General features: G+C 70.1%; 24 protein-coding genes and 1 tRNA gene. 14 read left to right on the forward strand and 11 right to left on the reverse strand.

Annotated elements, in window-relative coordinates:
- Window positions 1-9: 9 nt before the first annotated feature.
- The 4 genes from LI334_RS02725 to LI334_RS02740 form a co-directional block, all read right to left on the reverse strand.
- The gene (locus tag LI334_RS02725) at window positions 10-765 is read right to left on the reverse strand and encodes a glucose 1-dehydrogenase (protein WP_227261639.1); all 756 of its coding nucleotides are present in this window, start codon (window positions 763-765) and stop codon (window positions 10-12) included.
- A 126-nt stretch (window positions 766-891) separates the two neighbouring features.
- Window positions 892-1,554 (reverse strand): archaeal proteasome endopeptidase complex subunit alpha, encoded by a 663-nt coding sequence (locus tag LI334_RS02730; protein ID WP_227261640.1) that lies wholly within the window; start codon window positions 1,552-1,554, stop codon window positions 892-894.
- Complete coding sequence (locus tag LI334_RS02735; protein WP_227261641.1) at window positions 1,555-2,241, reverse strand: Ntn hydrolase family protein; 687 nt, start codon at window positions 2,239-2,241, stop codon at window positions 1,555-1,557.
- Between the two features lie 47 nt (window positions 2,242-2,288).
- The gene (locus LI334_RS02740) at window positions 2,289-2,918 is read right to left on the reverse strand and encodes a TVP38/TMEM64 family protein (RefSeq protein WP_227261642.1); all 630 of its coding nucleotides are present in this window, start codon (window positions 2,916-2,918) and stop codon (window positions 2,289-2,291) included.
- Between the two features lie 58 nt (window positions 2,919-2,976).
- Between LI334_RS02740 and LI334_RS02745 the strand changes: the two genes are divergently transcribed.
- Window positions 2,977-3,327, forward strand: coding sequence for a DUF5830 family protein (locus LI334_RS02745; RefSeq protein ID WP_227261643.1), 351 nt, complete (start codon window positions 2,977-2,979; stop codon window positions 3,325-3,327).
- Here the strand turns inward: LI334_RS02745 and LI334_RS02750 are convergent.
- On the reverse strand, window positions 3,311-4,318 hold the full coding sequence (locus LI334_RS02750; RefSeq protein WP_227261644.1) for a DUF7115 domain-containing protein: 1,008 nt from the start codon (window positions 4,316-4,318) through the stop codon (window positions 3,311-3,313). The two genes, LI334_RS02745 and LI334_RS02750, sit on opposite strands and share 17 nt — an antisense overlap.
- 93 nt (window positions 4,319-4,411) lie before the next feature.
- On the opposite strand from LI334_RS02750, the gene LI334_RS02755 reads away from it, so the two are divergent.
- A tRNA-Met gene (locus LI334_RS02755) sits at window positions 4,412-4,564 on the forward strand.
- A 272-nt stretch (window positions 4,565-4,836) separates the two neighbouring features.
- Complete coding sequence (locus LI334_RS02760; RefSeq protein ID WP_227261645.1) at window positions 4,837-5,280, forward strand: universal stress protein; 444 nt, start codon at window positions 4,837-4,839, stop codon at window positions 5,278-5,280.
- On the opposite strand, the gene LI334_RS02765 is transcribed toward LI334_RS02760, so the two are convergent.
- Window positions 5,277-5,960, reverse strand: coding sequence for a DUF7546 family protein (locus tag LI334_RS02765; RefSeq protein WP_227261646.1), 684 nt, complete (start codon window positions 5,958-5,960; stop codon window positions 5,277-5,279). The two genes, LI334_RS02760 and LI334_RS02765, sit on opposite strands and share 4 nt — an antisense overlap.
- Window positions 5,961-6,000: 40 nt before the next feature.
- Window positions 6,001-6,423, reverse strand: coding sequence for a hypothetical protein (locus tag LI334_RS02770; protein WP_227261647.1), 423 nt, complete (start codon window positions 6,421-6,423; stop codon window positions 6,001-6,003).
- Between the two features lie 211 nt (window positions 6,424-6,634).
- On the opposite strand from LI334_RS02770, the gene LI334_RS02775 reads away from it, so the two are divergent.
- The gene (locus LI334_RS02775; protein ID WP_227261648.1) at window positions 6,635-6,868 is read left to right on the forward strand and encodes a hypothetical protein; all 234 of its coding nucleotides are present in this window, start codon (window positions 6,635-6,637) and stop codon (window positions 6,866-6,868) included.
- Between the two features lie 7 nt (window positions 6,869-6,875).
- Here the strand turns inward: LI334_RS02775 and ilvD are convergent, their stop codons facing one another.
- Window positions 6,876-8,591, reverse strand: a complete 1,716-nt coding sequence (gene ilvD / locus LI334_RS02780; protein ID WP_227261649.1) for a dihydroxy-acid dehydratase — start codon at window positions 8,589-8,591, stop codon at window positions 6,876-6,878.
- 98 nt (window positions 8,592-8,689) lie between these two features.
- Between ilvD and LI334_RS02785 the strand changes: the two genes are divergently transcribed.
- From LI334_RS02785 to LI334_RS02810, 6 genes are all read left to right on the forward strand, one after another.
- On the forward strand, window positions 8,690-9,625 hold the full coding sequence (locus tag LI334_RS02785) for a glycosyltransferase (RefSeq protein ID WP_227261650.1): 936 nt from the start codon (window positions 8,690-8,692) through the stop codon (window positions 9,623-9,625).
- A 49-nt stretch (window positions 9,626-9,674) separates the two neighbouring features.
- Entirely contained in the window at window positions 9,675-10,655 is a 981-nt protein-coding gene (locus LI334_RS02790; protein WP_227261651.1) for a beta-ribofuranosylaminobenzene 5'-phosphate synthase family protein, read from the forward strand.
- A gap of 24 nt (window positions 10,656-10,679) precedes the next feature.
- On the forward strand, window positions 10,680-11,516 hold the full coding sequence (locus LI334_RS02795) for an RAD55 family ATPase (RefSeq protein WP_227261652.1): 837 nt from the start codon (window positions 10,680-10,682) through the stop codon (window positions 11,514-11,516).
- A 79-nt stretch (window positions 11,517-11,595) separates the two neighbouring features.
- Entirely contained in the window at window positions 11,596-12,465 is an 870-nt protein-coding gene (locus LI334_RS02800) for a hypothetical protein (RefSeq protein WP_227261653.1), read from the forward strand.
- Complete coding sequence (locus tag LI334_RS02805; protein ID WP_227261654.1) at window positions 12,458-13,051, forward strand: hypothetical protein; 594 nt, start codon at window positions 12,458-12,460, stop codon at window positions 13,049-13,051. Before LI334_RS02800 ends, LI334_RS02805 begins: the two co-directional genes overlap by 8 nt.
- A gap of 35 nt (window positions 13,052-13,086) precedes the next feature.
- On the forward strand, window positions 13,087-13,407 hold the full coding sequence (locus LI334_RS02810) for a transcription factor S (RefSeq protein ID WP_227261655.1): 321 nt from the start codon (window positions 13,087-13,089) through the stop codon (window positions 13,405-13,407).
- Here LI334_RS02810 and LI334_RS02815 read toward each other — a convergent pair.
- Window positions 13,404-14,255, reverse strand: coding sequence for a ZIP family metal transporter (locus LI334_RS02815; RefSeq protein WP_227261656.1), 852 nt, complete (start codon window positions 14,253-14,255; stop codon window positions 13,404-13,406). The two genes, LI334_RS02810 and LI334_RS02815, sit on opposite strands and share 4 nt — an antisense overlap.
- A gap of 80 nt (window positions 14,256-14,335) precedes the next feature.
- On the opposite strand from LI334_RS02815, the gene LI334_RS02820 reads away from it, so the two are divergent.
- From LI334_RS02820 to cruF, 4 genes are read left to right on the forward strand one after another with little or no spacing between them, the layout of a single operon-like run.
- On the forward strand, window positions 14,336-15,022 hold the full coding sequence (locus LI334_RS02820; protein ID WP_227261657.1) for a YqjF family protein: 687 nt from the start codon (window positions 14,336-14,338) through the stop codon (window positions 15,020-15,022).
- A gap of 50 nt (window positions 15,023-15,072) precedes the next feature.
- Window positions 15,073-16,536 (forward strand): phytoene desaturase family protein, encoded by a 1,464-nt coding sequence (locus LI334_RS02825; protein WP_227261658.1) that lies wholly within the window; start codon window positions 15,073-15,075, stop codon window positions 16,534-16,536.
- The gene (locus tag LI334_RS02830; RefSeq protein WP_227261659.1) at window positions 16,537-17,364 is read left to right on the forward strand and encodes a prenyltransferase; all 828 of its coding nucleotides are present in this window, start codon (window positions 16,537-16,539) and stop codon (window positions 17,362-17,364) included.
- A complete protein-coding gene (gene cruF / locus LI334_RS02835) occupies window positions 17,357-18,160 on the forward strand; it encodes a bisanhydrobacterioruberin hydratase (protein ID WP_227261660.1) in 804 nt (267 codons plus the stop codon). The genes LI334_RS02830 and cruF overlap by 8 nt, the downstream gene beginning before the upstream one ends.
- Here cruF and LI334_RS02840 read toward each other — a convergent pair.
- Window positions 18,157-19,122, reverse strand: coding sequence for a phytoene/squalene synthase family protein (locus tag LI334_RS02840; RefSeq protein ID WP_227261661.1), 966 nt, complete (start codon window positions 19,120-19,122; stop codon window positions 18,157-18,159). The genes cruF and LI334_RS02840 overlap by 4 nt on opposite strands.
- Before the next feature lie 44 nt (window positions 19,123-19,166).
- Window positions 19,167-19,805, reverse strand: a complete 639-nt coding sequence (locus tag LI334_RS02845) for a helix-turn-helix domain-containing protein (RefSeq protein WP_227261662.1) — start codon at window positions 19,803-19,805, stop codon at window positions 19,167-19,169.
- Window positions 19,806-19,818: the final 13 nt, after the last annotated feature.

Consider the following 19,818-nt stretch of genomic DNA (forward strand, 5'->3'; position numbering starts at 1 on the left):
GTGGGGAGTTTACTGCGCGAGGAGTCCGCCGTCGACGATGATCGGCTGTCCCATCACGTACGAGGCGTCCTCGGAGCACAGCCAGACGACGGTGTCGGCTATCTCCTTGGGGTCGCCGAGGCGTCCCGCGGGGATTCCCGCGGTGATGCGTTCCAGTTCCTCCGCGTTGTCCTCGCCCGCCTGTTGCACCATCGGCGTGTCGATGACGCCCGGGCAGACGGCGTTGAATCGGATGCCGTCGTCGGCGTAGTCGACCGTCGCGCGCCGGGTCAGTCCGATGACGCCGTGCTTGCTGGCGGCGTAGTGTGCGCTCCCGTTCGCGCTCACGCCGGCGACCGACGAGGTGTTGACGATAGCGCCGCCGCCGCGTTCGACCATCTCCGGTATCTCGGCTTTCAGGCACCGCCAGACGCCCTTCAGGTTCACGTCGATCATCTGATCCCACTCCTCCTCGTCGAAGTCGGCGAGGCGCGCGCCCTCCTCCGCGATGCCGGCGTTGTTGTGCGCGAAGTCCAGGCCGCCGTACTCGTCGAGCGCGGTCTGTACCATCGCGGCCACGTCGTCGGAGTCGGTGACGTCGGTTCTGACGAACGTCGCGTCGCCGCCGTCGTTCTCGATCATCTCGACGGTCTCGCGGCCGCCGTCCTCGTCGACGTCAGCGACGACGACCTTCGCGCCTTCCTCGGCGAACCGAATCGACGACTGTCGGCCGATTCCCGAGCCACCGCCAGTAACGACCGCGACGCCGCCTTGTATTCCCTTCATAGTATCACTCGCCGCGTCTGGGGACGCGACAGTTAGTAGTTCGCTCGCTAATGTGAAGTAGGTACCGCAGATTCCGAGTCGGTGGTAGTGGTGGCCGATACGCTCCGGCTGGACGCCCCCGGGTCGCTACTGTTCGGCGAACGTCGCACCGTCGGCGGTGACGGTGACGGTCTCCGTGGGGTGGTCGTCGCCGGCCGCGGCGTCGAGCGCGTCCCGCGCGAGCGCGTCGGCGTCCGCCGCGCTGAGGTCGGCTTCGTAGGCGTTTTCGAGGTAGTCCTGTGCGTCGGGCGCGCCGTCCCCGAGGGCGTTCGCGCGCCACTCGCGGGTCGCGCCCGACGGGTCGACCTCCACGAGCGTCGGGCCGTCCGCGTCGCCGGCGACGAGGAGCGCGGTGCCGTACGGCCGCGCGCCCCCGGTCTGGGTGCGCTCCTGGACGTGGTCGGCGAGCGCGGTGGCGAGCGCGTCCGCCGGCATCGGTTCCTCGTACCGCACGCGCTCCTCCTGGGCGGTCTGGCGGGCGATGTCCACGAGGCGGCGGGCGTCCGCGGCGTGCCCGGCGGTGGCGACGGCGAGGTGGTCGTCCACGCGGTGGAGTTTCTCGATGCTGTCCGTCTCGACGAGCGGCGACCCGCCGTCGGGCGCGGCGGCGAGCACGACCGCGTCGTCGCCCCGGACGCCGACGACGGGCGCGCCCTGTCCGACGGCCTCCCGGGCGTACTCGACCTGGTAGAGCCGGCCGTCCGGCGAGAAGATGGTGGTGCCGCGGTCGTACGCCTGCTGGTTCTCCATCTACGCCACCTCCCCGGCGTCGGCGTACTCCTCGACCTGCACGCCCTCGCGGGTGACGGTGGCGACGGTGACGCCGTTCCCGCTCGCGGTGTCGCGCTCGCTCGCGCTCCCGACGGCGGACGCGGCGACCGCTCGCGCGTCCGCGGTGGTGAGGTCGTCGCGGTAGGCGTCTTCGAGCGCGCCGTACGCGAGTTGCATCCCGCTCCCGCCGGCGGCGTACGTGTCGCGGAGCACGCCGCCCGCGCCGTCCACCTCGAAGACGTGGCCGCCGGTGTCGTCCACGCCGCCGAGCAGGGGGCTGACCTGCAGGCCGGAGGTTCGGAGGACGTTCCCGGCGAGCGTGGAGAGCGCGGTCATCGAGGGGTCGGTGCCGCGGCGGTCGGCGTACAGCCGGGTTTCGGCGCGGAGGACGCGCACGAACTGCTGGAGGTGGCCGACGGTGCCGGAGAGCGCCGCGGCGGCGGTCGGGTGGACGGGTTCGACCTTCCGCACGTGCTTGTTGGTGACGACGCGGCCGCCGACGCTGGCACGCCGGTCCGCGGCGAGCACGACGCTCTCGTCGGCGACGACGCCGACGACGGTGGTTCCGGTCTCCGCGCCCTCGCCGGGTTCGGGCGAGACGAGGCCGGGGTTCGATTCGTGGAGCGCGCGCCGACCGGCGGGGTCGGACTCGGCTGGTGTTTCCATACTCCCGCTTGGGCCGACCCACGCAAATATGTTAGCTAAAATATATTTTAGCGGCGGCGCGAACGATACAGCGGCCCCGCGAGCAGGAGGACGGCGATCAGGACGCACGCGCCGACGAGCACCGGATCGAACGCGCTCTTCGGACTGAACGAATCGAGCGACGACCCGATGCCCACCGCGGCTATCGTCCACGGGAGTTCCCCCACCAGCGTCCCGGCGACGAACGCCCGCGCGGGGACGCCGGCGATACCCGCGCCCGCCGACACGACTTCCGCCGGGGTCGGCGCGAGCCGCGCCGCGACGACGCCACGGGTGTCCCCCGCGGCCGCGAAGTACCGCTCGCCGCTCTCGCGAACCGGACCGAGCACGCGCCCCGCCGTCGGCAACCGGTCGCCGACGTAGTACGGAATCAGGCTCGTCCCCACCGCGCCCACGAGCGCTATCGGCACGCCGAGAACGAGACCGTACTTGTACCCGACGAGCACCGAGAGCGCGGACACCGGCCACGCGAGAAACGGCCGCACGACGTACAGACCCACGAGAATCAGGGGGAACCACGGGCTCGCCACGACCCCGCGCACCCGCGCCAGCACGCCCTCCGGCACGAGCAGGGCGAGCGCCACCACTAGCGCGGCCGCCAGCGCCACGAGCACTACCCGCCGCGACACCGACACCATACCCGGAATCCGACACCGAACGCTAAATGTCTTGTACTCCGCGGTCGGGTTCTCCCGTATGGACGCGGTCGAAGCGGGCGTCGAACTCCTCGCCGCGATGGACGACGACACGCTCTCCGTCGCCGACGCCGTAGACCGACTCGAAGCCGTCACCACCCACCCCGAGAAGACCCGGCGCATCCTCGACGAAGCCGAATCCCGCGGCATCATCGACCGCGACGCCAGCGAACTCACGTTCACCAAGGGCGGCTACGGCGGCTTCGACCCCGACATCGTCACGAAGGACGGCGACTTCACGTGCCGGCGCTGCGGCACCGCCATCTCCACCGGCTACTTCCTCGACCTCGACACGGGCGAACTCGGCCCGTTCGGCTCCTCCTGCGTCCGCAAAGTCACCGGTCGCGAATAGTCTCCCGCAGGGCCTCGATGCGCTCGCGCTGCTCGTCCAGCAACTCCGACTGCCGCGCGACGAGCGCCTCCTGCTCCGCGATGTACTCCGCCTGCTGTTCGACGGTCTCCTCCAGGTCGTCCAGTTCCGCCCGGAGTTCCTCCACATCCACCGACGGCTCCGGCTCGGACTCCGACTCCGCCACCTGCGCGCTCGCCTGCCCGCCGTTCGTCTGTCCGCCGTTCGCCTGCCCGTTCGCGTCCGCCTCAGCTGGGGCGTCCACCGGTTCGCTCGCGTCGTCGCGGCCGCCGAGCGGTTCGATGTCGTCGTTGTCGAACGCCACCGCGCTCCCCGGGTCGCCCGCCGGCTGGTCGCTCGCCACCGCGCGCCGGAACTCCTGGTAGGTGTCGGCGTCGTGCGCTGCGAACAGCGCGTCCTCCACCGTCTCCCGCACGTCCCGGAACGAGTCGTTCGGGGCCTTGATGCGCTGCGTGCGCCCCGTCGTTTCGAGGACGAGCTGGCTCGCCACGCTCCCCTCCTCCGTGTCGATGTCCGTCACCTCGTCGAAGACGATTTCCTCGTAGTCGTCGTCCCATACCGCCGCGCCGACGTGCTTCACGAGCCGGTCGCTCGTCACGATGAGCGTGAGTTCGCTGAACCGATACGTCCGCTTCACCGTCTCCCCCGGCGCGGTCACGTCCGCGTGGTTCAACACGCCCGCAATAATCGGGTGGAGCGCGTCGTCCAGCTTCCCCGCCGGCACCGTCAGCGTCTCCTCGCCCTCCAACCCGTAATCGAGGGTCACCTTCGACTTCCGCCGGCCCTCCGACACCGTGATGCGCTCGGCGGCGTGCGGGTACTCCTCCACCGACTCGTCGCTCAACAGCCCGTCCGCCCGGTACGCGAGCGTCCGCGTCGCCGTGACGAACAACGCGTCCTCGCCGCGGAGCGGGATGCGCGCCGCGACGCTCTCACCGTCGAGCGCCGCGTCCACGGCCGCAGGTACGTCCATACCCCCGAAAAACGCACCTGCGGACATAAACCCGGCGGGTCACCCGGCCCAGATGAGAACCTTAATAGGCGACAGCCGTCTACCGGAAACCGAGCCCGGGTGGCTTAGTCTGGTCATAGCGCCGCACTCATAGGGTTCCGAGATTCGGTGCGGCAGCCATTCGGTGGCTGTGCGTGTCCCCCGAGGCCCGCCGAGCCTCGAACCTGGGACATGCGGAGGCCGAGGGTTCGAACCCCTCCCCGGGCACTTTCTGACGAACCGACGAGCGTTAGCGAGTCGTTCGTCGAAACGCCCCGTGAGGGTTCGAACGAGACGAGTCACAGCGACCGACCCGTGGGAGACCGACCGTCTCGGCGTAGTTCAACGCGAGCGGGGTGAGCGTGCAGAACCCCCTTCCCGGGCATTTTCCCGTCGTCGCTCGCATCGGTGAGCGACAGCCCCGTGAAACTAACGGGGTGGTCTCACCGGGTGGGCGTCGGCGGGTGTTTTTATCTGGTGTGGGCGTGTCAGTACGCGTGATGTACGACCGTATCCTCTTGGCGACTGACGGAAGCGAGGCGTCCGCGGACGCTATCGAACACGCTGTGGCGCTGGCGGAGGCGACGGGTGCGACGCTGCACGCGCTGTACGTGGTGGACGAAGACGTGTACTCGGCGTACTCGGGCGACGAGTACGTCCAGGAGCACGAGGGATTGGAGAGCGGGCTGGAGGAGGCCGGCGAGGACGCGCTCGCGGCCGTCGAGTCCGCGGCCGACGACGTGACCGTGGTGACCGAGCTGGTGCACGGGCGACCGTCGGACGAGATTCTCGCGTACGGGAACGACCACGACGTCGACCTCATCGTCGTCGGGACGCGCGAGCGGTCGGCGGCGTACCGGAACCTCCTCGGGAGCGTGACGGAGCGCGTCGTCCGCATCGCGTCGCGGCCGGTGACGGTCGTGAAGACGCAGGTCGAGGACTAGAGTCGCCGGCGAACCGCTGTTTCTATCTGCGGACTCCAGTAGAGGGTGGCGAGCGCGACGACGTAGACGAGGGTGGAGGCGTCCCACGTGTACGCGGTCGCGCCGGCGAACGTGCTCGCGCCGAGCAGGGGGACGAGGAGGCTCATCGTGCAGCCGACGCAGGAGAACAGGCCGAGGACGGCGGACGCGACGATGCGGGTGGCGTCGAGCAGGCGGGCGTAGAGGACGTACGCGAGCGCGAGATACCCGATTAGTTTGAACGGGACGAGGGTGAGTTGGACGCCGAGCGCGCGGGCGGTGACGATGGGACCCCAGCCGGGCATCACCCAGGAGACGGAGAACGCGGTGCCGGCGTGCGGCGGGTTGACGACGGGGAGGAAGAGCAGGCCGCCGACCGCGGCGAGCACGGCGAAGTAGCCCGCGGCGAGCGCGCCCGAGACCCGTCTGGTTCGCGCGCTCGGGTCGCGTTCGCGAACCCAGCGGCGGGTGTGGACGACGGCGAGCAGACCGAGGTTAATCCAGACGAACGGGTAGACGACGTACCGGGGTTCGGTCACCCAGCCCGGCGTAATCGCGAGGTAGAAGACGACGAGCGTGAGTTCCGACCAGACGACGACCCCCCAGGCGGCGAGCGTCTGGGGGTCGAATCGGTCGAGGACGCCGGACGCGCGCGTTGCCATACTCGTGGTTCGCGCTCCTGTGAGTAAAGCGGTGTGGAGTTCAGACCGGGGCCGCGGCGGCGGACGGCCGCACCGCGTCCGCCTCCGCCCGCCACGCGTCCGCCTTCGACGCCGCGATGTCGTCTACGACGCGGTCGATGCGCGCGCCGCCGGTGTGGAACTCCGTGAACAACCGCATCAGGTCTTCCGCGACGTGGTGGGCGTCCGCGAGCGACGGCACCGCGGCTATCTGGATGGTCGTCACGTCCTCGGGGCCGCTGCCGTGCCGGAGGTCGACCCGGTAGCCCTTGTTCGAGTCGTCCACGCGGTCGGGGACGCGGCCGGGCGCGAGCACGACCCAGATGTCGCGGTCGATGTGCTCGTACTCGATGACCGGGTGCGGGTCGTACTTGCGGCCCACGTCCTCCTCGTACTCGGGGTCGTCGTGTCGCCAGTTCGGCGGAACGGTCAACCCATCAGACATGTCTCGTCCTTCACGCGGCCCCACTAAACCACTACCGGCCCCGAACTCCGCGCGGGGCGTCGGCGGACGAGAACGTTCGATAAAACGTCTCGCGCTCGCTCGCCGGCCGATAAAACATCGCGAGTCGCGCTCGTGGAGCGTGTGAAACGTCCTGAAACCACGCCAACGGTTGACCCGTTATATGGGGATGGGTGGTGTAGGACGGGATGTGATGTCGAGCCCTTCAACCGCTCACGATAACAGCCGCGTCGGGTCGCGAACGCTTCCCCTGGGCGTCCCGAAACCCCTCGAAGCCGTCGGGTTCTGGAGCGCGGTCGCCCTCCCCTTCCTCTACGTCCCCCTGTTCGTCGCGGGACTCCCGTCGGCGGACGCGCAGGTCGCGTTCGCCGCGCTCGTCCTCGCGCACGCCGTGACCCTCTTCCTCGGGCACGGCTACGAGGCCTAAGCGAACGTTAGTCTCGCCGCACGGCCGGGTTCGTCACCGCGCCCTGGGCGGCCGAGCCGAACAAGTCCCCGTACTTCCGCAACACGCCGGAGTCGTACTGCTGGTCGGGTTCCTCGCGCTCCCGGACGCGCTCTTCTACCTCGTGGCGGTCGAGGTCGACGGAGAGTTCGCGGTTCGGGATGTCCACCGTCACGGTGTCGCCGTCCTCGACGCCCGCGATTGGGCCGCCGGCCGCCGCCTCGGGCGCGACGTGCCCTATCATCGGGCCGCGGGTCGCGCCGCTGAACCGGCCGTCGGTGAGGAGCGCCACGTCGTCCTCGTGGCCCTGCCCGACGACGGCCGCGGTGACGCCGAGCATCTCCCGCATCCCGGGGCCGCCCTGCGGGCCCTCGTTCCGGATGACGATGACGTCCCCGCTCGCGATTTTCCCGGTCTGGACGTACTCCATCGCGTCCTCCTCGTTCTCGAACACGCGCGCCGGTCCCTGGTGGTAGAGTTCGTCGTCGCCCGTCACCTTGAGAACCGCGCCGTCGGGCGCGAGGTTCCCCGTCAAGACCTTTATCGCGCCCTCCTCGTGGAGCGGGTCGTCCGTCGTGTAGAGGAAGTCCGTCTCGATGTCGTCGTCCGCGGGCAGGTCGAGTTCGTCGAGTTCCTCCGCGATGGTGCGGCCGGTGACGGTCATCGCGTCGCCGTGCATGTACCCGCCCTCGACGAGGCGGCGGACGATGATGGGAACGCCGCCGACGGCGTGGAGGTCGTTCATCACGCGCTCGCCGCCGGGCTGGAGGTTCGCGATTTTCGGCGTGCGGTCGCTGATGGTGTTGAAGTCCTCGATGTCGAGGTCGATACCGGCTTCGGCGGCGAGCGCGAGCAGGTGGAGGACGGCGTTCGTCGAGCCGCCGAGCGCGACCTGGAGCGCGATGGCGTTCTCGAACGACTCCCGGGTGAGGATGTCCGAGGGTTTCCGGTCGTTCTCGACGGCGTCGAGCACGAGGTCGCCGGCGTCCCGCGCCACGTCGTAGCGCTCCTCGGACTCGGCGGGCGCGCTCGCAGACCCGAGGGGGGCGAGGCCGAGCGCTTCGCTGATGGACGCCATCGTGTTCGCGGTGAACATCCCGCCGCAGGAGCCCGCGCCCGGGCAGGCGTGACACGCCATCTCCTCGATTTCGTCCTCGTCCATCTTCCCGGAGGACACCGCGCCGACCGCCTCGAAGACGTTCTGCACGGTGATGTCGCGGCCCTCGTGCTCGCCGGGCATGATGGAGCCGCCGTAGAGGAAGACGGTCGGGAGGTCGGTGCGGATGGCCGCCATCATCATCCCGGGGAGGTTCTTATCGCAGCCGGCGACGGTGACGAGCGCGTCCATGCGCTCGCCGAACGACACGAGTTCCACCGAGTCCGCGATGACCTCCCGGCTGATGAGGGAGGCCTTCATGCCCTCGTGGCCCATCGAGATGGCGTCCGAGATGGTGATGGTGCCGAACTCGATGGGCATCCCGCCCGCGTCCTCGACGCCCTCGTAGGCCGCGGCCGCCACGTCGTCCAGGTGGACGTTGCACGGCGTGATGTCGGCGGCGGGGTTGGCGACGCCGACCATCGGCTTCGAGAGGTCGTCTCGGTCGTAGTCCATCGCGTAGAACATCGCGCGGTGGGGTGCGCGCTCCGGGCCCTCCGTGACTTCGGCGCTCCGAAGCCCCGGGTCTTTCGTGGGGTGGTCGCTCATACCACGAACTGGCGCTCGGGACGAATAAACCCACCCGACCGAACAGACGTTGCCGGACGACCGGAAGCTACACCCGCCGGGAGGTTCGACACCGCAGTATGCACGTCGCGGTCGCACACTACCCGGAGGGCGCGGGCCACGCCACCCGAATGCTCGCGGTCACGCGCGAACTCGAAGCCCGCGGCGCGCGCGTCTCGCTCGCGGGCGGCGGCCCAGGCGAACGCTTCGCCGACCTCCTCGGGTACGACGAGTACGTCCCCACGCGCGTGGACTTCATCGGGGACTACCAGGACGGCGGCGGCCTCGCGGACGTTCTCACCGGCAGTCTCCCGGACAGCGCGCGCCGCGTCCGCGACTTCTACCGCTGGCTCCGCCGCGAGAACCCGGACGCGCTCGTGACGGACGACATGTTCGCGGCGATGGCCGCGCCGATGGCGCGCGTCCCGCTCTACGTCTGCACGCACAACGCGCCCGGCCTCTACGACGACACGGTCGAGCGCGCGGGCGCGTGGGCGCTCACCGCCTACCAGGTCGCGGCGGCCCGCGACTTCCTCTTCCCCGCGGTCTGGCCGCCCGGGGACGCCGACCCGATGGGCGTCTCGCGGATTCCGCCGCTCGCCCTCGACGCGGACGCGCCCGTCGTCGGCGACCCGGACGTGGTGATGGTACCGAGCACGTACTCGGACGAACTCGACGCGGCCGCAGACGGCCTCCGCGAGAACGGGCGGCGGGTCACCGTCGTCGGCGGCGACGGCTGGGAGCCGGTGGCGTCGATGCTGCCGACGCTCCGCGCCGCGAACCTCGTCGTCTGCCCCGGGTACTCGACGGTGATGGAGGCCGCCGTCGCCGGCACGCCCACCCTCATCTATCCGTTCACGAGCGAGCAGCGCGGCGTCGCCCGCCTCGCCGCCCGCGCCACCGGCTTCCGCACCGTCACCAGTTCCGGCGAGGTCGTCGCGGCCGCCGCCGATCCGCCCGACCCGCCCGCGTTCGAGAACGGCGCGGGCGTCGTCGCGGACGCCGTGCTCTCGTAGGCGTTACCGGTGTCGAAACCGGCTTTTCCGTACTCTCCGAGGTGTCCGTATGGCCGTTCGCGTCTCCGCGCCCGCCCGCCTCCACTTCGGGTTCTGCAACCTCTCGCTCGCCCACGAGCGCCTCTACGGGAGCCTCGGCGTCGCGCTCGCCGAACCCCGCACCGTCGTCACCGCCGAACCCGCCGATTCCGTCGTCTGCGACCACCCGACCGCCCGCGAGCACGCCGCCCGCGCCACCAGTCTCCTCGACGTGTCCGGCGCGCGCGTCTCCGTCGAGGACGAACTCCCGCGGCACGTCGGCCTCGGGAGCGGCACCCAGCTCGCGCTCGCCGTGCTCGCCGCCGTCGCACGCGCGCACGACCGAGAGCCGCGCGTCAGGGAGCGCGCGCCGGCGCTCGGCCGCGGCGGCCGGTCCGGCGTCGGCGTCGCCGGGTTCGAGTCCGGCGGGTTCGTGCTGGACGCCGGACACCCGACCGAGCGGTTCACCGCGGAAGCGCCCGACCCAGGCGGCTGGACGGTTCCCGGCGTCGCCGCGCGCCACGAACTCCCCGACGACTGGCGGTTCGTGCTCGCGCTCCCGGACGCCGACCCCGGCCGGCACGGCGACGCGGAGGAGACGAGCATGCGCGCCGCCGTCGAGGACGCCGACCCTGGCGTCGCGGACGCCATCGCGGGCCTCGTCGTCCGACGCGTCCTCCCCGCCGCCGCGGACGGCGACCGCGGACGGTTCGGGCGGGCGGTCGCGGAACTCGGCCGCCTGAACGGGCAGTGGTACGCGGACGAACAGGGCGGCGTCTACCGGCCGCCCGCGGGCGCGGTGGTGGACAGCCTCCGCGCGTCCCCCGCGGTCTCCGGCGCGGGCCAGTCCTCGTGGGGGCCGGCCGTGTACGCGGTCACGGACGCGACGCACGCCGCGGAAGCCCGGCTCGCCGCGCGGGACGCGCTCGACGACGCCGACTGCGACGGCCGCGTGCGCGTCGTCCGCCCCGACGACGACGGCGCGCGCGTCGAATCCAACCCCAACTCGTAAGCACTCCCCCGCCGTCTCTCCCGTATGGCTCGGATTCCGTTCGGTATCTCCCGGCTGGACGACCAGATCGGGGGCGGAGCGCCCGGCGGGAGCGTCGTCCTGCTCGCGGGCGAAGCGGGTGCCGGCGCGCGCGAGTTCCTGTTCACGAGCGCCGTGATGAACGGCCTCGCGTACAACGACACCGACCTCTTCGACCTCCACTACGGCGACGTGGGGCCGGCCGCCGAACTCCCCGAGGAGGTTCACTACGTCTCCTTCACGGCGAGCGGGAACGAACTCCACCGCGAGGTGTCGCTGACGATGGACGACGACATCGTGGACGCCGGCCTGCAGTCGGTTCGGTTCGAAGACCTCTCGCCCGAGTTCTTCCAGTTGAGTCCGGTGCCCCGGGAGTGGTACGTCGGGCACACGCGCGCCATCACGGAACTCGGGAAGGACGCGGAGCGCCGCGACGTCATCGAGGCGTTCGCGGACTACCTCGACGCGAACGCGGAGAACAGCCTCGTGGTCGTGGACTCGCTCACCGACCTCGTGGGCGCGCAGACGGGCGACCTCCCGTTCAGCGACATCGTGTACGCCCTGAAGGGGTTGCGGAAGGCGGCGCGGTCGTGGAACGGCCTCATCCTCATCCACGTGAGCCAGGAGGCCCTCACCGATGTACAACTCGGGAACCTCGTGACGAGCGTGGACGGCACCATCCAGTTCGAGTGGGAGACCGGCGGGAACGAGCGCGTGCGGACGATGTTCGTCCGGGAGTTCCGGGGCGTGCTCTCCCAGTTGGAGGACGACGACATCATTCGGTTCGAGACGGAGATTCACGAGGCCGGGTTCGACGTGAGCAACGTCCGGAAGATTCGTTGACTCTCCCCGACACCTCGCGGCACGAATTTTACTATAGCAGTCAAACACGTTAAGGCATCCGCCCGCCAACTAGGGACGAATGCCCGACGGGACGAGTGAGACCACGGGGGAGGTGTCGGTCTCCGGGGGCGCGGCGAAGTGGCTCGAAGCCCGGGCCGCCGAGTCGAACCTGGACCCCGACGCCTTCCTGATGCGGCTCGTCGCCGCGTTCCGCACCGTCGAGGAGTCCGGAGAGGTGTCCTTTGCGACCGAGAGCGACCTCGACTCGGTCTCCGAGGAAGTCGAAGCGCTCTCCGGGGACGTGGACTCGCTCGAAGACGACCTGGACGCGCTCCGGCGCGAGACCGAGGCCGACGTCGAGGACGTGCGCGAGCGCGTGGTGCAGGTCGCGGAGGCGCTCGACGAGACGGCGGACGCCTCCCACGACCACCCCGAACTCACCGAACGCATGGACACGGCCGCGGAGACGGTGAAACACCTCCGCGCGGAGACCCGCGCCGTCTCCGAGGAGGTCGAAGACCTCCGGGAGTGGGCGACCGAGGGGTTCGAGAACTACGAGGACGTCCTCGAATACCTCACGGAGACGACGGAAGACCTGGACGAGAAGGTCGGGACGCTCGCGCGCGTCCTCGTGGACGTGCGGCGCTCCACGCGCGCGCTCGCCGCCGCGGAGGAGGAGCGCGCCGCCGCGGGCGCGCTGAAGCACATGGCGAACGAACAGGGCGTCCGCGAGGGCGTCTGCGAGGAGTGCGAGAACGCCGTGGACATCGCGCTCCTCACCGACGCGACGTGTCCGTTCTGTCAGAGCACGTTCTCCGGCGTGGAGTCCTCGCGGCGCTTCGGGTTGTTCCAGTCCGCGACGCTCACCACGGGCGAACGCCCCGCCCTGGAAGCGCCGGACGTGGAGGACAGCCTCGACGACGAACTGGAGGAACTCGTCGATGAGTGACGACGAGCAGGCGGACGAGCGCCGGGCGGACGACGACCCCGACGTGAACCTCGTGGACGACGCGCCCGGCACGCGCGAGGACTCGGACGCGGCACGCGAGCGCGAGGCCACCGAGCAGTCCGTGGACGAGGCCGCGCCCGCCGAGCGGGCGTCCGCGGAGCCGACCGCGAGTGAAGAGTCGGACGACGCGGACGACGATGCGCGGAGCGCACCGCTGTCGGAGCTGGCGACGGGCGTGCGCGAACGCGAGGCGTCCCGGGAGAGCGACCAGGAGTTCGACGAACTGTTCTCCGAGGTGGACGTGGGCGAACTGGACGGCGAGCAGGCGTGGCGGGACTTGCTCGCGGAGGAGGAGGGCGAACCGCTCGCCATCGGCGAGCGCGTGCAGACGGACGAGGACAGGGACGTGCGCGTCATCGAGAACCGCACCTGCCACAACTGCCAGTACTTCGGGGAGCCGCCGGAACTCCACTGCACGCACGAGGGCACCGACATCCGGCGGGTCGTGGACACCGACCACTACGAGGTCGTGGACTGTCCGATGGTCGTGGACGAGGAGGAGTTCGACCTCCCGGACGCCGAATAACGAGGATTTTTTCGCCGCCCGCCCGTAGCCGGGGTATGCAGTTCTGCGACGAGTGCGGGTCGATGATGCGCAAGGAGGACGGCGCGATGGTGTGTTCGTCGTGCGGGCACAGCGAAGCCCAGGACGAGGAACTCGCGGCGGCGTTCGTCTCGACGGACGCCCAGGACACCTCCGACGTCATCGAGTCCGACCCCGAGAGCGGCGACGAAGGCAAGCCCACGGCGGAAGTCGAGTGCGACGCCTGCGGGAACGGCACGGCGTGGTACACCATCAAACAGACCGGGTCGGCGGACGAACCGCCGACGCGCTTCTTCAAGTGCACCGAGTGCGGGCACCGCTGGCGGAGTTACAGTTAGGCGATGAGGAGCCAGGCGGCGAACACGGCGACGCCGCCGGCGAGCACGCTGACGACGGCGTGTTTGCGGAGGCGGTCGAGGGTGTGGTGGGCGTGGTCGTCGAGGTCGGCGGCGTCGTGGATTTCGCTCCCGACCTCACAGCGGGGGAGGAAGTCCATGGCGATGTGGAGGAAGATGCCGGCGGCGAACCCGAAGACGATTCCCCTGAACTCGGGGCTGGCGGGTATCTGGAGCGCGCTGGCGGCGATGGCGGCGATGCCGACGCCGGCGGCGGGGAGGAGGAGCATGCTGAGGGGGCGGCCGTTGCGGCGGAGGCGGCCGGCGGCGGCGTAGCCCGCGGGGCCTTTGTGGGAGACGATTGCGAGGCCGAGCAGAAGGCCGAGGTCGGGCATGGAGCCGTAGATGATGCCGATGATCGCGCCGGCGGAGAGCGCGTGCGCGGCGATTTGTGCGGTGGTCGTGTCCAGGGGGAGGTCGCGGTGGGTGAGTTCGTGGCCGACGGTGTGCGCGGCGAACCCGGCGAGGATGCCGGCGGCGATGCCGAACCCGCCGAACTTGGGGTGTTGGCCGATGGCTTGCGGGACGATGAACGCGGCGGCGCTGGCTATCATCGCGCCGGCGGAGAGGCCGTACCCCCAGACGAGCGCGGTGGGGTTGCTGGAGGGGGCGCGGTAGCCGACGGCGGCGAACCCGAGCATCCCGACGAAGGCGACCCAGGAGATGCCGAGTAGTTTGTACGATTCGGCGGTGACGGCGTACGCGGACGCGGCGAGGAACGCGAGGACGCTGAGCGCGCCGAGCACGACCGCCGGACGATAGTTGTGATTCGAGGTGGCTCCGGAACTCATTCATTAACAACATTGGGAGTTGGGTTATTAACATTGTCGATGGCCGCCGGGTAGAAGGCGCTGGCCACCGCACTGTCCGTATGCGCGTCATCGACATGGACTGGGAGCGCGTCTGCTTCGCCAGCTGGCCCGTCGACCCCGCGCTCGTGGAGCGCTCGCTCCCCGACCGCCTCACCGCCGACACCTACGACGGCCGCGCCTACCTCTCCGTCGTCCCGTTCCTCATGGGGCGCGTCCGCCCCCGCCATGCCCCCCGCAGAGTCGGACTGGACTTCGCGGAACTCAACCTCCGCACGTACGTCGAACACGACGGCGAGCCCGGCATCTACTTCTACAACCTCGACGCCGCCGACCCCGTCGGCGTCGCGCTCGCCCGCACGCTCTTCAGCCTCCCCTACTACCGCGCCGACACCAACGTCGAGCGCGCGCCCGACGACGGCACCCGCTTCGAGTCCACGCGCACCCACGGCGGCGTCCCCGCCTGCGAGTTCGCCGCGACCTACCGCCCCACCGAGACCCCCGCGAGGCCCGACTCCGGGAGCCTCACCGAGTGGCTCGTCGAACGCTACCGGTTCTACACTGAGGGCCGCAGTCGGCTCTGGTACGGCGACGTGGAACACCCGCCCTGGCGGGTCGCGGACGCCACCATCGCGTTCGACGACAACGACCTCTTCGCCGCGAACGGCTTCGACCACCCCGGCGGCGACCCCCACGTCGCGTACAGCCCCGGCGTCCCCGTCACCGCCCACCACCTCCGCCCCGCGTAGGCCGTCGCGCTGCCTGTCGTTTTATTGTCCGCGCGCCCCCTCTCTCCGGTATGACTTCCCCCACGTCCGCCGTCGTCGTCGGCGGCGGGTTCGGCGGCCTCTCGACCGCCTGCTACCTCGCGGACGCCGGCCTCGACGTCACGCTCCTGGAGAAGAACGACCAGCTCGGCGGCCGCGCGAGCGTCCTCGAACGCGACGGCTTCCGGTTCGACATGGGGCCGTCGTGGTACCTGATGCCGGACGTCTTCGAGTCCTTCTTCGCCGACTTCGGGCACGTCCCCGAGGACTTCTACGACCTCCAGCCGCTCGACCCCCACTACAGAATCTTCTTCAAGGACGGCGACCGCGTGGACATGACCGGCGACCTCGACCACGTCCGCTCCGTCTTCGAGTCCTACGAGGCGGGCGCGGGCGACGCCTTCGAGGACTACCTCGCGAAGAGCGAGCGCAACTACGACGTGGGCATGGAGCACTTCGTCTACGAAGACCGCCCCCGCCTCCGCGACTACCTCTCGCTCGACGTGGCGCGGAACGCCCGCGGCCTCACCCTCCTCGGGTCGATGGAAGACCACGTCGAGAACTACTTCGAGAACGAGAAACTCAAGCAGATCGTCCAGTACTCGCTCGTGTTCCTCGGCGGCAGCCCGCAGAATACGCCCGCGCTCTACAACCTCATGACGCACGTGGACTTCAACCTCGGCGTCCACTACCCCGAGGGCGGGATGCGCGGCGTCGTGAACGGCATCGTCGCCCTCGCCGAGACCCTGGGCGTCACCTTCCACACGGACGCCGCCGTCGAGCGCATCCAGCCTCGCGACCCCGGGTTCACCGTCGCCACCGCCGAAAACGAGTACGAGGCCGACGTGGTGGTGAGCGACGCCGACTACGCGCACACCGAACAGGAACTCCTCCCCGCCCAGTACCGCCAGTTCGACGAGGCCTACTGGGACTCCCGCACCTACGCGCCCTCCGCGTTCCTGCTCTACCTCGGCGTCGAGGGCGACGTTGACCCGCTCGCCCACCACACGCTCGTCCTCCCCACCGACTGGGACGAACACTTCGCGGAGATATTCGACGACCCCGCGTACCCCGACGACCCCGCCTACTACGTCTGCGTCCCCTCCGACACCGACGACACCGTCGCGCCCGACGGCCACAGCAACCTCTTCGTCCTCGTCCCAATCGCCCCCGGCCTCGACGACACCCCGGAGATTCGCGAGGAGTACCGCGACCTCGTCCTCGACGACCTCGCCGAGAACACCGGCGTCGACGTGCGCGACCGCATCGCCGTGGAGGAGTCCTTTTCGGTGAACGACTTCGCGGAACGCTACAACAGCTACGACGGCACCGCGCTCGGGATGGCGCACACGCTCACCCAGACCGCGCTGTTCCGCCCGCCGCACGCGAGCGAGTCCTGTGATGGCCTCTACTTCACGGGCGCGAACACCACGCCCGGCATCGGCGTGCCGATGTGCCTCATCTCGGGCGAACTCACCGCCGACTACGTGCTGTAGATGACCCTCCGGTACCTCCTCACGCTCTCCCGGCCGCGGTTCTGGCTCTACCTCGCCGGCCCCGTCCTCGTCGGCGCGACCTACGCCGCCGCCGAACTGAGCGATCTCACCGCGCCCGTCGTCCTCGCGCTCGCCGCGTACTTCCTCGTGCCCGCGAACGTCTTCCTCTACGGCGTCAACGACATCTTCGACCGCGACGTGGACGAACACAACCCCAAGAAGGAGGCGCGAGAAACCCGGTATCGGGGGTCGCGGGACGTGCTCGTCGCCGTCGCCGCCTCAGGGGTTCTGGGACTCGGGACGTTCGCCGTCACGCCAGCCGTCGCGTGGCCGTGGCTCGCCGGCTTTTTCGCGCTCGCTGTCGCGTACAGCGCGCCCCCCGTCCGCTTCAAGACTACGCCGCTCCTCGACTCCGCCTCGAACGGCCTCTACGTCCTTCCCGGCGCGGCCGCGTACGCCGCGCTCACCGGCCACCACCCCCCGCTGCTCGCCGTGCTCGGCGGGTGGCTGTGGACGATGGGGATGCACACCTTCAGCGCCATCCCCGACATCCAGCCCGACCGGGAGGCCGGCATCCAGACCACCGCGACCTGGCTCGGCGAACCCCGCACGTACGCGTACTGCGTCGCGGTGTGGGCGCTCGCCGCCGCCGCGTTCGCCCTCCTCGACCCCCGACTCCTCGCCGTCTTCGCCGTCTATCCCGTCTTCTGCGCGTGGGTCGCGCGCTCCGCCGTGCCGGTCGAGCGCGCGTACTGGTGGTTCCCGTACCTGAACGGACTCGCCGGCATGACGCTCACGCTCGCCGGCCTCTGGAGGCTCTATGGATAGACGCAGTCTCGAAGCACGGCTGGAGCGCCTCGTCCGCGAGAACCGCTTCACCATCGCCGTCGTCTTCCCGCTCGTCGGCGCGCTCACGCTCGTCGCGAGCGAGACGGGCGTCCTCCCGCCGCCGCTCGCGTTCAACCCCGCGTTCGTGCTGTTCGGCACGCTCGTGATGCGACTCCCGCTCGTCGCCGGCTTCCTCCCCCTGGTCGGCCGCCGCGAAGCCGTCGCGCTCGCCGGCCTCACCACCTACACGTACCTCGTGGAGTACGTCGGCGTCCACACCGGCCTCCCGTACGGCGAGTTCGAGTACCTCGTCAGCCTCGGCCCGATGCTCGCCGGCGTTCCCGTCGGCCTCCCCGTGTTCTTCTTCCCGCTCGTCCTGAACGCCTACCTCCTCGTCCTCCTCTTACTCCGCGCGAACACCCCCGGCTGGGTGCGGGTCGCGCTCGCCGTCTTGGTGGTGGTTCTCGGCGACCTCGTCCTCGACCCCGCCGCCGTCAGCCTCGGGTTCTGGCGGTACGCCGACGGCGGCGTCTACTACGGCGTCCCCGTCTCCAACTACCTCGGCTGGGTGGTCTCCGCCACCGTCGCCATCGGGTTCGTCGAGTACGCGTTCAGCCCGCGCGCGCTCGCCGAACGACTCTCGCGTTGCGAGTTCATGCTCGACGACCTCGTGAGCTTCGTCCTGCTCTGGGGACTCGTCAACCTCGTGTACGCGAACTGGATTCCCGCGCTGCTCGCCGGACTCGGCGTGCTGGTGCTCGTCAGAACCGAGCGCTTCGACTTCCGCGTCCGCTAGAGGGTCGCAATTCCTTCCTCGCGCTCCCGGTCGTCCTCGGGCGCGCCCGCGCGGTCGGCCGGCACCGCGCTCACCGCGTCGAACACCGCCTCCGGGTCGTCGTTCCGCCACCACCGCCAGCTCGTCTTCGCCGTCACGTACAGCTTCCGCGGGAGGCTGAGACTCGGCGGGTCGGACAGCACGTCGAACCCGCGTTGCCGGATGAGACGGTGGTGCTCCGCGTACAACACCGCGGCGAGCAGGACGGGAAACTGGCAGTCCCGGGGGAGGTACTTGATGCCCGCGACGCCCTCCCGGTAGAGCGACTCCGCGCGCGACAGCTCCGACTGGAGCGCGGTCGTCAACCCCTTCGACGACTCGTGGTTCCGGAGCTGGTCAATGGTGACGCCGTTCGACCGCAGGCGCTCCATCGGCACGTACACGCGGTCGAGGTCGTCGATGTCCTCTCGCACGTCCCGGATGAAGTTCGTGAGCTGGAACGCCTTCCCGAGCGCGCCCGCGTGCGGCAGCGCCGCGTCCGCGTTCTCCCGCTCCGGATCCATCAGGTACACCATCATGTGGCCGACTGACACCGCAGACCCCCGCATGTACTCGTCCAGGTCGGCCGCCGTCTCGTACGTCCGCTGTTCGATGTCGGCCTCCATCGCGTCCAGGAACACCTCGACCTCGCCGTCCGGGATGCCGTACTCCTCCTTCACGTCCGCGAACGCCGCGAGAACGGGGTCGTCGGGCGTCGCGTCGCCGAGCACGCCCTCGCGGATGCGTTCGAGTTCCGCGCGCTGCTCGTCGGGCGAGCGGTCTTCGTCGCCGTCCACGACCTCGTCCGCGACGCGGAAGAACCCGTAGAGGACGTACGTCCCGCGTCGCACGCGCTCCGGGAGGAGGCGGGTCGCGAGGTAGAACGTCTTCCCCGTTCGTCGGTGTATCGACTTCGCCGTCGCGACCTGCTCCCGGGAGACCATTGGTACCTCGAAAACACGGCCGCCGGCGACTTAGTTGTGCGGGGCTACCGGAGCGCGTTCTCGATGAGGGCGGCGTGCGCGCGCCGCAACCGCTCCGAGAGCGACTGGTCGGAGATGCCGAGCGTCTCCGCGAGTTCGACCGTCGTCGTGTCCCGCGGCACGTCGTAGAACCCGGCGTCGAGCGCGGCGAGCAGGGTCTCGTGTTGGTCGTCCGTCAACCCGAACGCCGCGTTCTCCCGCAGGCCGTCCTTCTGGAGGCTCAGCACTTCGAGCGGGCTGTCCCGGGCCTGACGCTGGTCGCTGAACGCCGCGAGGTCGTCCTGCGTCTGGAACCGCGTCTCGAACTCCCAGTAGTCGCCGTTCCCGCCCGCCGACAGCACGTGCGCGCCCGCGTCCCGGAGGTCGGCGAACATGCTCCCGGCGTCGTTCGTCCACGACAGCGAGTACCGTCGGCTGTCCTCGTGCTCGTCCAGCACCGAGAACTCGGAGACGTTCCCGGTCGCGTGCAGTTCCTGTTCGAACGTCGCGAAGTCGGCGTCCGCGGCTCCTTCGACGTGAATCGACCGCGTCCCCGACTCCAGCGGGACGAGCGGGTCTACGGTGACGCTCACGCCTGCCGCGCGCGCGGCACGACCGAACGAAATCGCGTCGGAGGGCACGCGAAACGTGAGGAGGACGCTCATACGTGCCGTTACA

It is taken from the genome of Salarchaeum japonicum (genome assembly GCF_020614395.1).
Taxonomy (GTDB): domain Archaea; phylum Halobacteriota; class Halobacteria; order Halobacteriales; family Halobacteriaceae; genus Salarchaeum; species Salarchaeum japonicum.

Excerpts from the sequence above, each read along its gene's own strand:
- LI334_RS02725 (WP_227261639.1), bottom strand. The coding sequence starts at position 765 with ATGAAGGGAATACAAGGCGGCGTCGCGGTCGTTACTGGCGGTGGCTCG.
- LI334_RS02730 (WP_227261640.1), bottom strand. The coding sequence starts at position 1,554 with ATGGAGAACCAGCAGGCGTACGACCGCGGCACCACCATCTTCTCGCCG.
- LI334_RS02735 (WP_227261641.1), bottom strand. The coding sequence starts at position 2,241 with ATGGAAACACCAGCCGAGTCCGACCCCGCCGGTCGGCGCGCGCTCCAC.
- LI334_RS02740 (WP_227261642.1), bottom strand. The coding sequence starts at position 2,918 with ATGGTGTCGGTGTCGCGGCGGGTAGTGCTCGTGGCGCTGGCGGCCGCG.
- LI334_RS02745 (WP_227261643.1), top strand. The coding sequence starts at position 2,977 with ATGGACGCGGTCGAAGCGGGCGTCGAACTCCTCGCCGCGATGGACGAC.
- LI334_RS02750 (WP_227261644.1), bottom strand. The coding sequence starts at position 4,318 with ATGGACGTACCTGCGGCCGTGGACGCGGCGCTCGACGGTGAGAGCGTC.
- LI334_RS02760 (WP_227261645.1), top strand. The coding sequence starts at position 4,837 with ATGTACGACCGTATCCTCTTGGCGACTGACGGAAGCGAGGCGTCCGCG.
- LI334_RS02765 (WP_227261646.1), bottom strand. The coding sequence starts at position 5,960 with ATGGCAACGCGCGCGTCCGGCGTCCTCGACCGATTCGACCCCCAGACG.
- LI334_RS02770 (WP_227261647.1), bottom strand. The coding sequence starts at position 6,423 with ATGTCTGATGGGTTGACCGTTCCGCCGAACTGGCGACACGACGACCCC.
- LI334_RS02775 (WP_227261648.1), top strand. The coding sequence starts at position 6,635 with ATGTCGAGCCCTTCAACCGCTCACGATAACAGCCGCGTCGGGTCGCGA.
- ilvD (WP_227261649.1), bottom strand. The coding sequence starts at position 8,591 with ATGAGCGACCACCCCACGAAAGACCCGGGGCTTCGGAGCGCCGAAGTC.
- LI334_RS02785 (WP_227261650.1), top strand. The coding sequence starts at position 8,690 with ATGCACGTCGCGGTCGCACACTACCCGGAGGGCGCGGGCCACGCCACC.
- LI334_RS02790 (WP_227261651.1), top strand. The coding sequence starts at position 9,675 with ATGGCCGTTCGCGTCTCCGCGCCCGCCCGCCTCCACTTCGGGTTCTGC.
- LI334_RS02795 (WP_227261652.1), top strand. The coding sequence starts at position 10,680 with ATGGCTCGGATTCCGTTCGGTATCTCCCGGCTGGACGACCAGATCGGG.
- LI334_RS02800 (WP_227261653.1), top strand. The coding sequence starts at position 11,596 with ATGCCCGACGGGACGAGTGAGACCACGGGGGAGGTGTCGGTCTCCGGG.
- LI334_RS02805 (WP_227261654.1), top strand. The coding sequence starts at position 12,458 with ATGAGTGACGACGAGCAGGCGGACGAGCGCCGGGCGGACGACGACCCC.
- LI334_RS02810 (WP_227261655.1), top strand. The coding sequence starts at position 13,087 with ATGCAGTTCTGCGACGAGTGCGGGTCGATGATGCGCAAGGAGGACGGC.
- LI334_RS02815 (WP_227261656.1), bottom strand. The coding sequence starts at position 14,255 with ATGAGTTCCGGAGCCACCTCGAATCACAACTATCGTCCGGCGGTCGTG.
- LI334_RS02820 (WP_227261657.1), top strand. The coding sequence starts at position 14,336 with ATGCGCGTCATCGACATGGACTGGGAGCGCGTCTGCTTCGCCAGCTGG.
- LI334_RS02825 (WP_227261658.1), top strand. The coding sequence starts at position 15,073 with ATGACTTCCCCCACGTCCGCCGTCGTCGTCGGCGGCGGGTTCGGCGGC.
- LI334_RS02830 (WP_227261659.1), top strand. The coding sequence starts at position 16,537 with ATGACCCTCCGGTACCTCCTCACGCTCTCCCGGCCGCGGTTCTGGCTC.
- cruF (WP_227261660.1), top strand. The coding sequence starts at position 17,357 with ATGGATAGACGCAGTCTCGAAGCACGGCTGGAGCGCCTCGTCCGCGAG.
- LI334_RS02840 (WP_227261661.1), bottom strand. The coding sequence starts at position 19,122 with ATGGTCTCCCGGGAGCAGGTCGCGACGGCGAAGTCGATACACCGACGA.
- LI334_RS02845 (WP_227261662.1), bottom strand. The coding sequence starts at position 19,805 with ATGAGCGTCCTCCTCACGTTTCGCGTGCCCTCCGACGCGATTTCGTTC.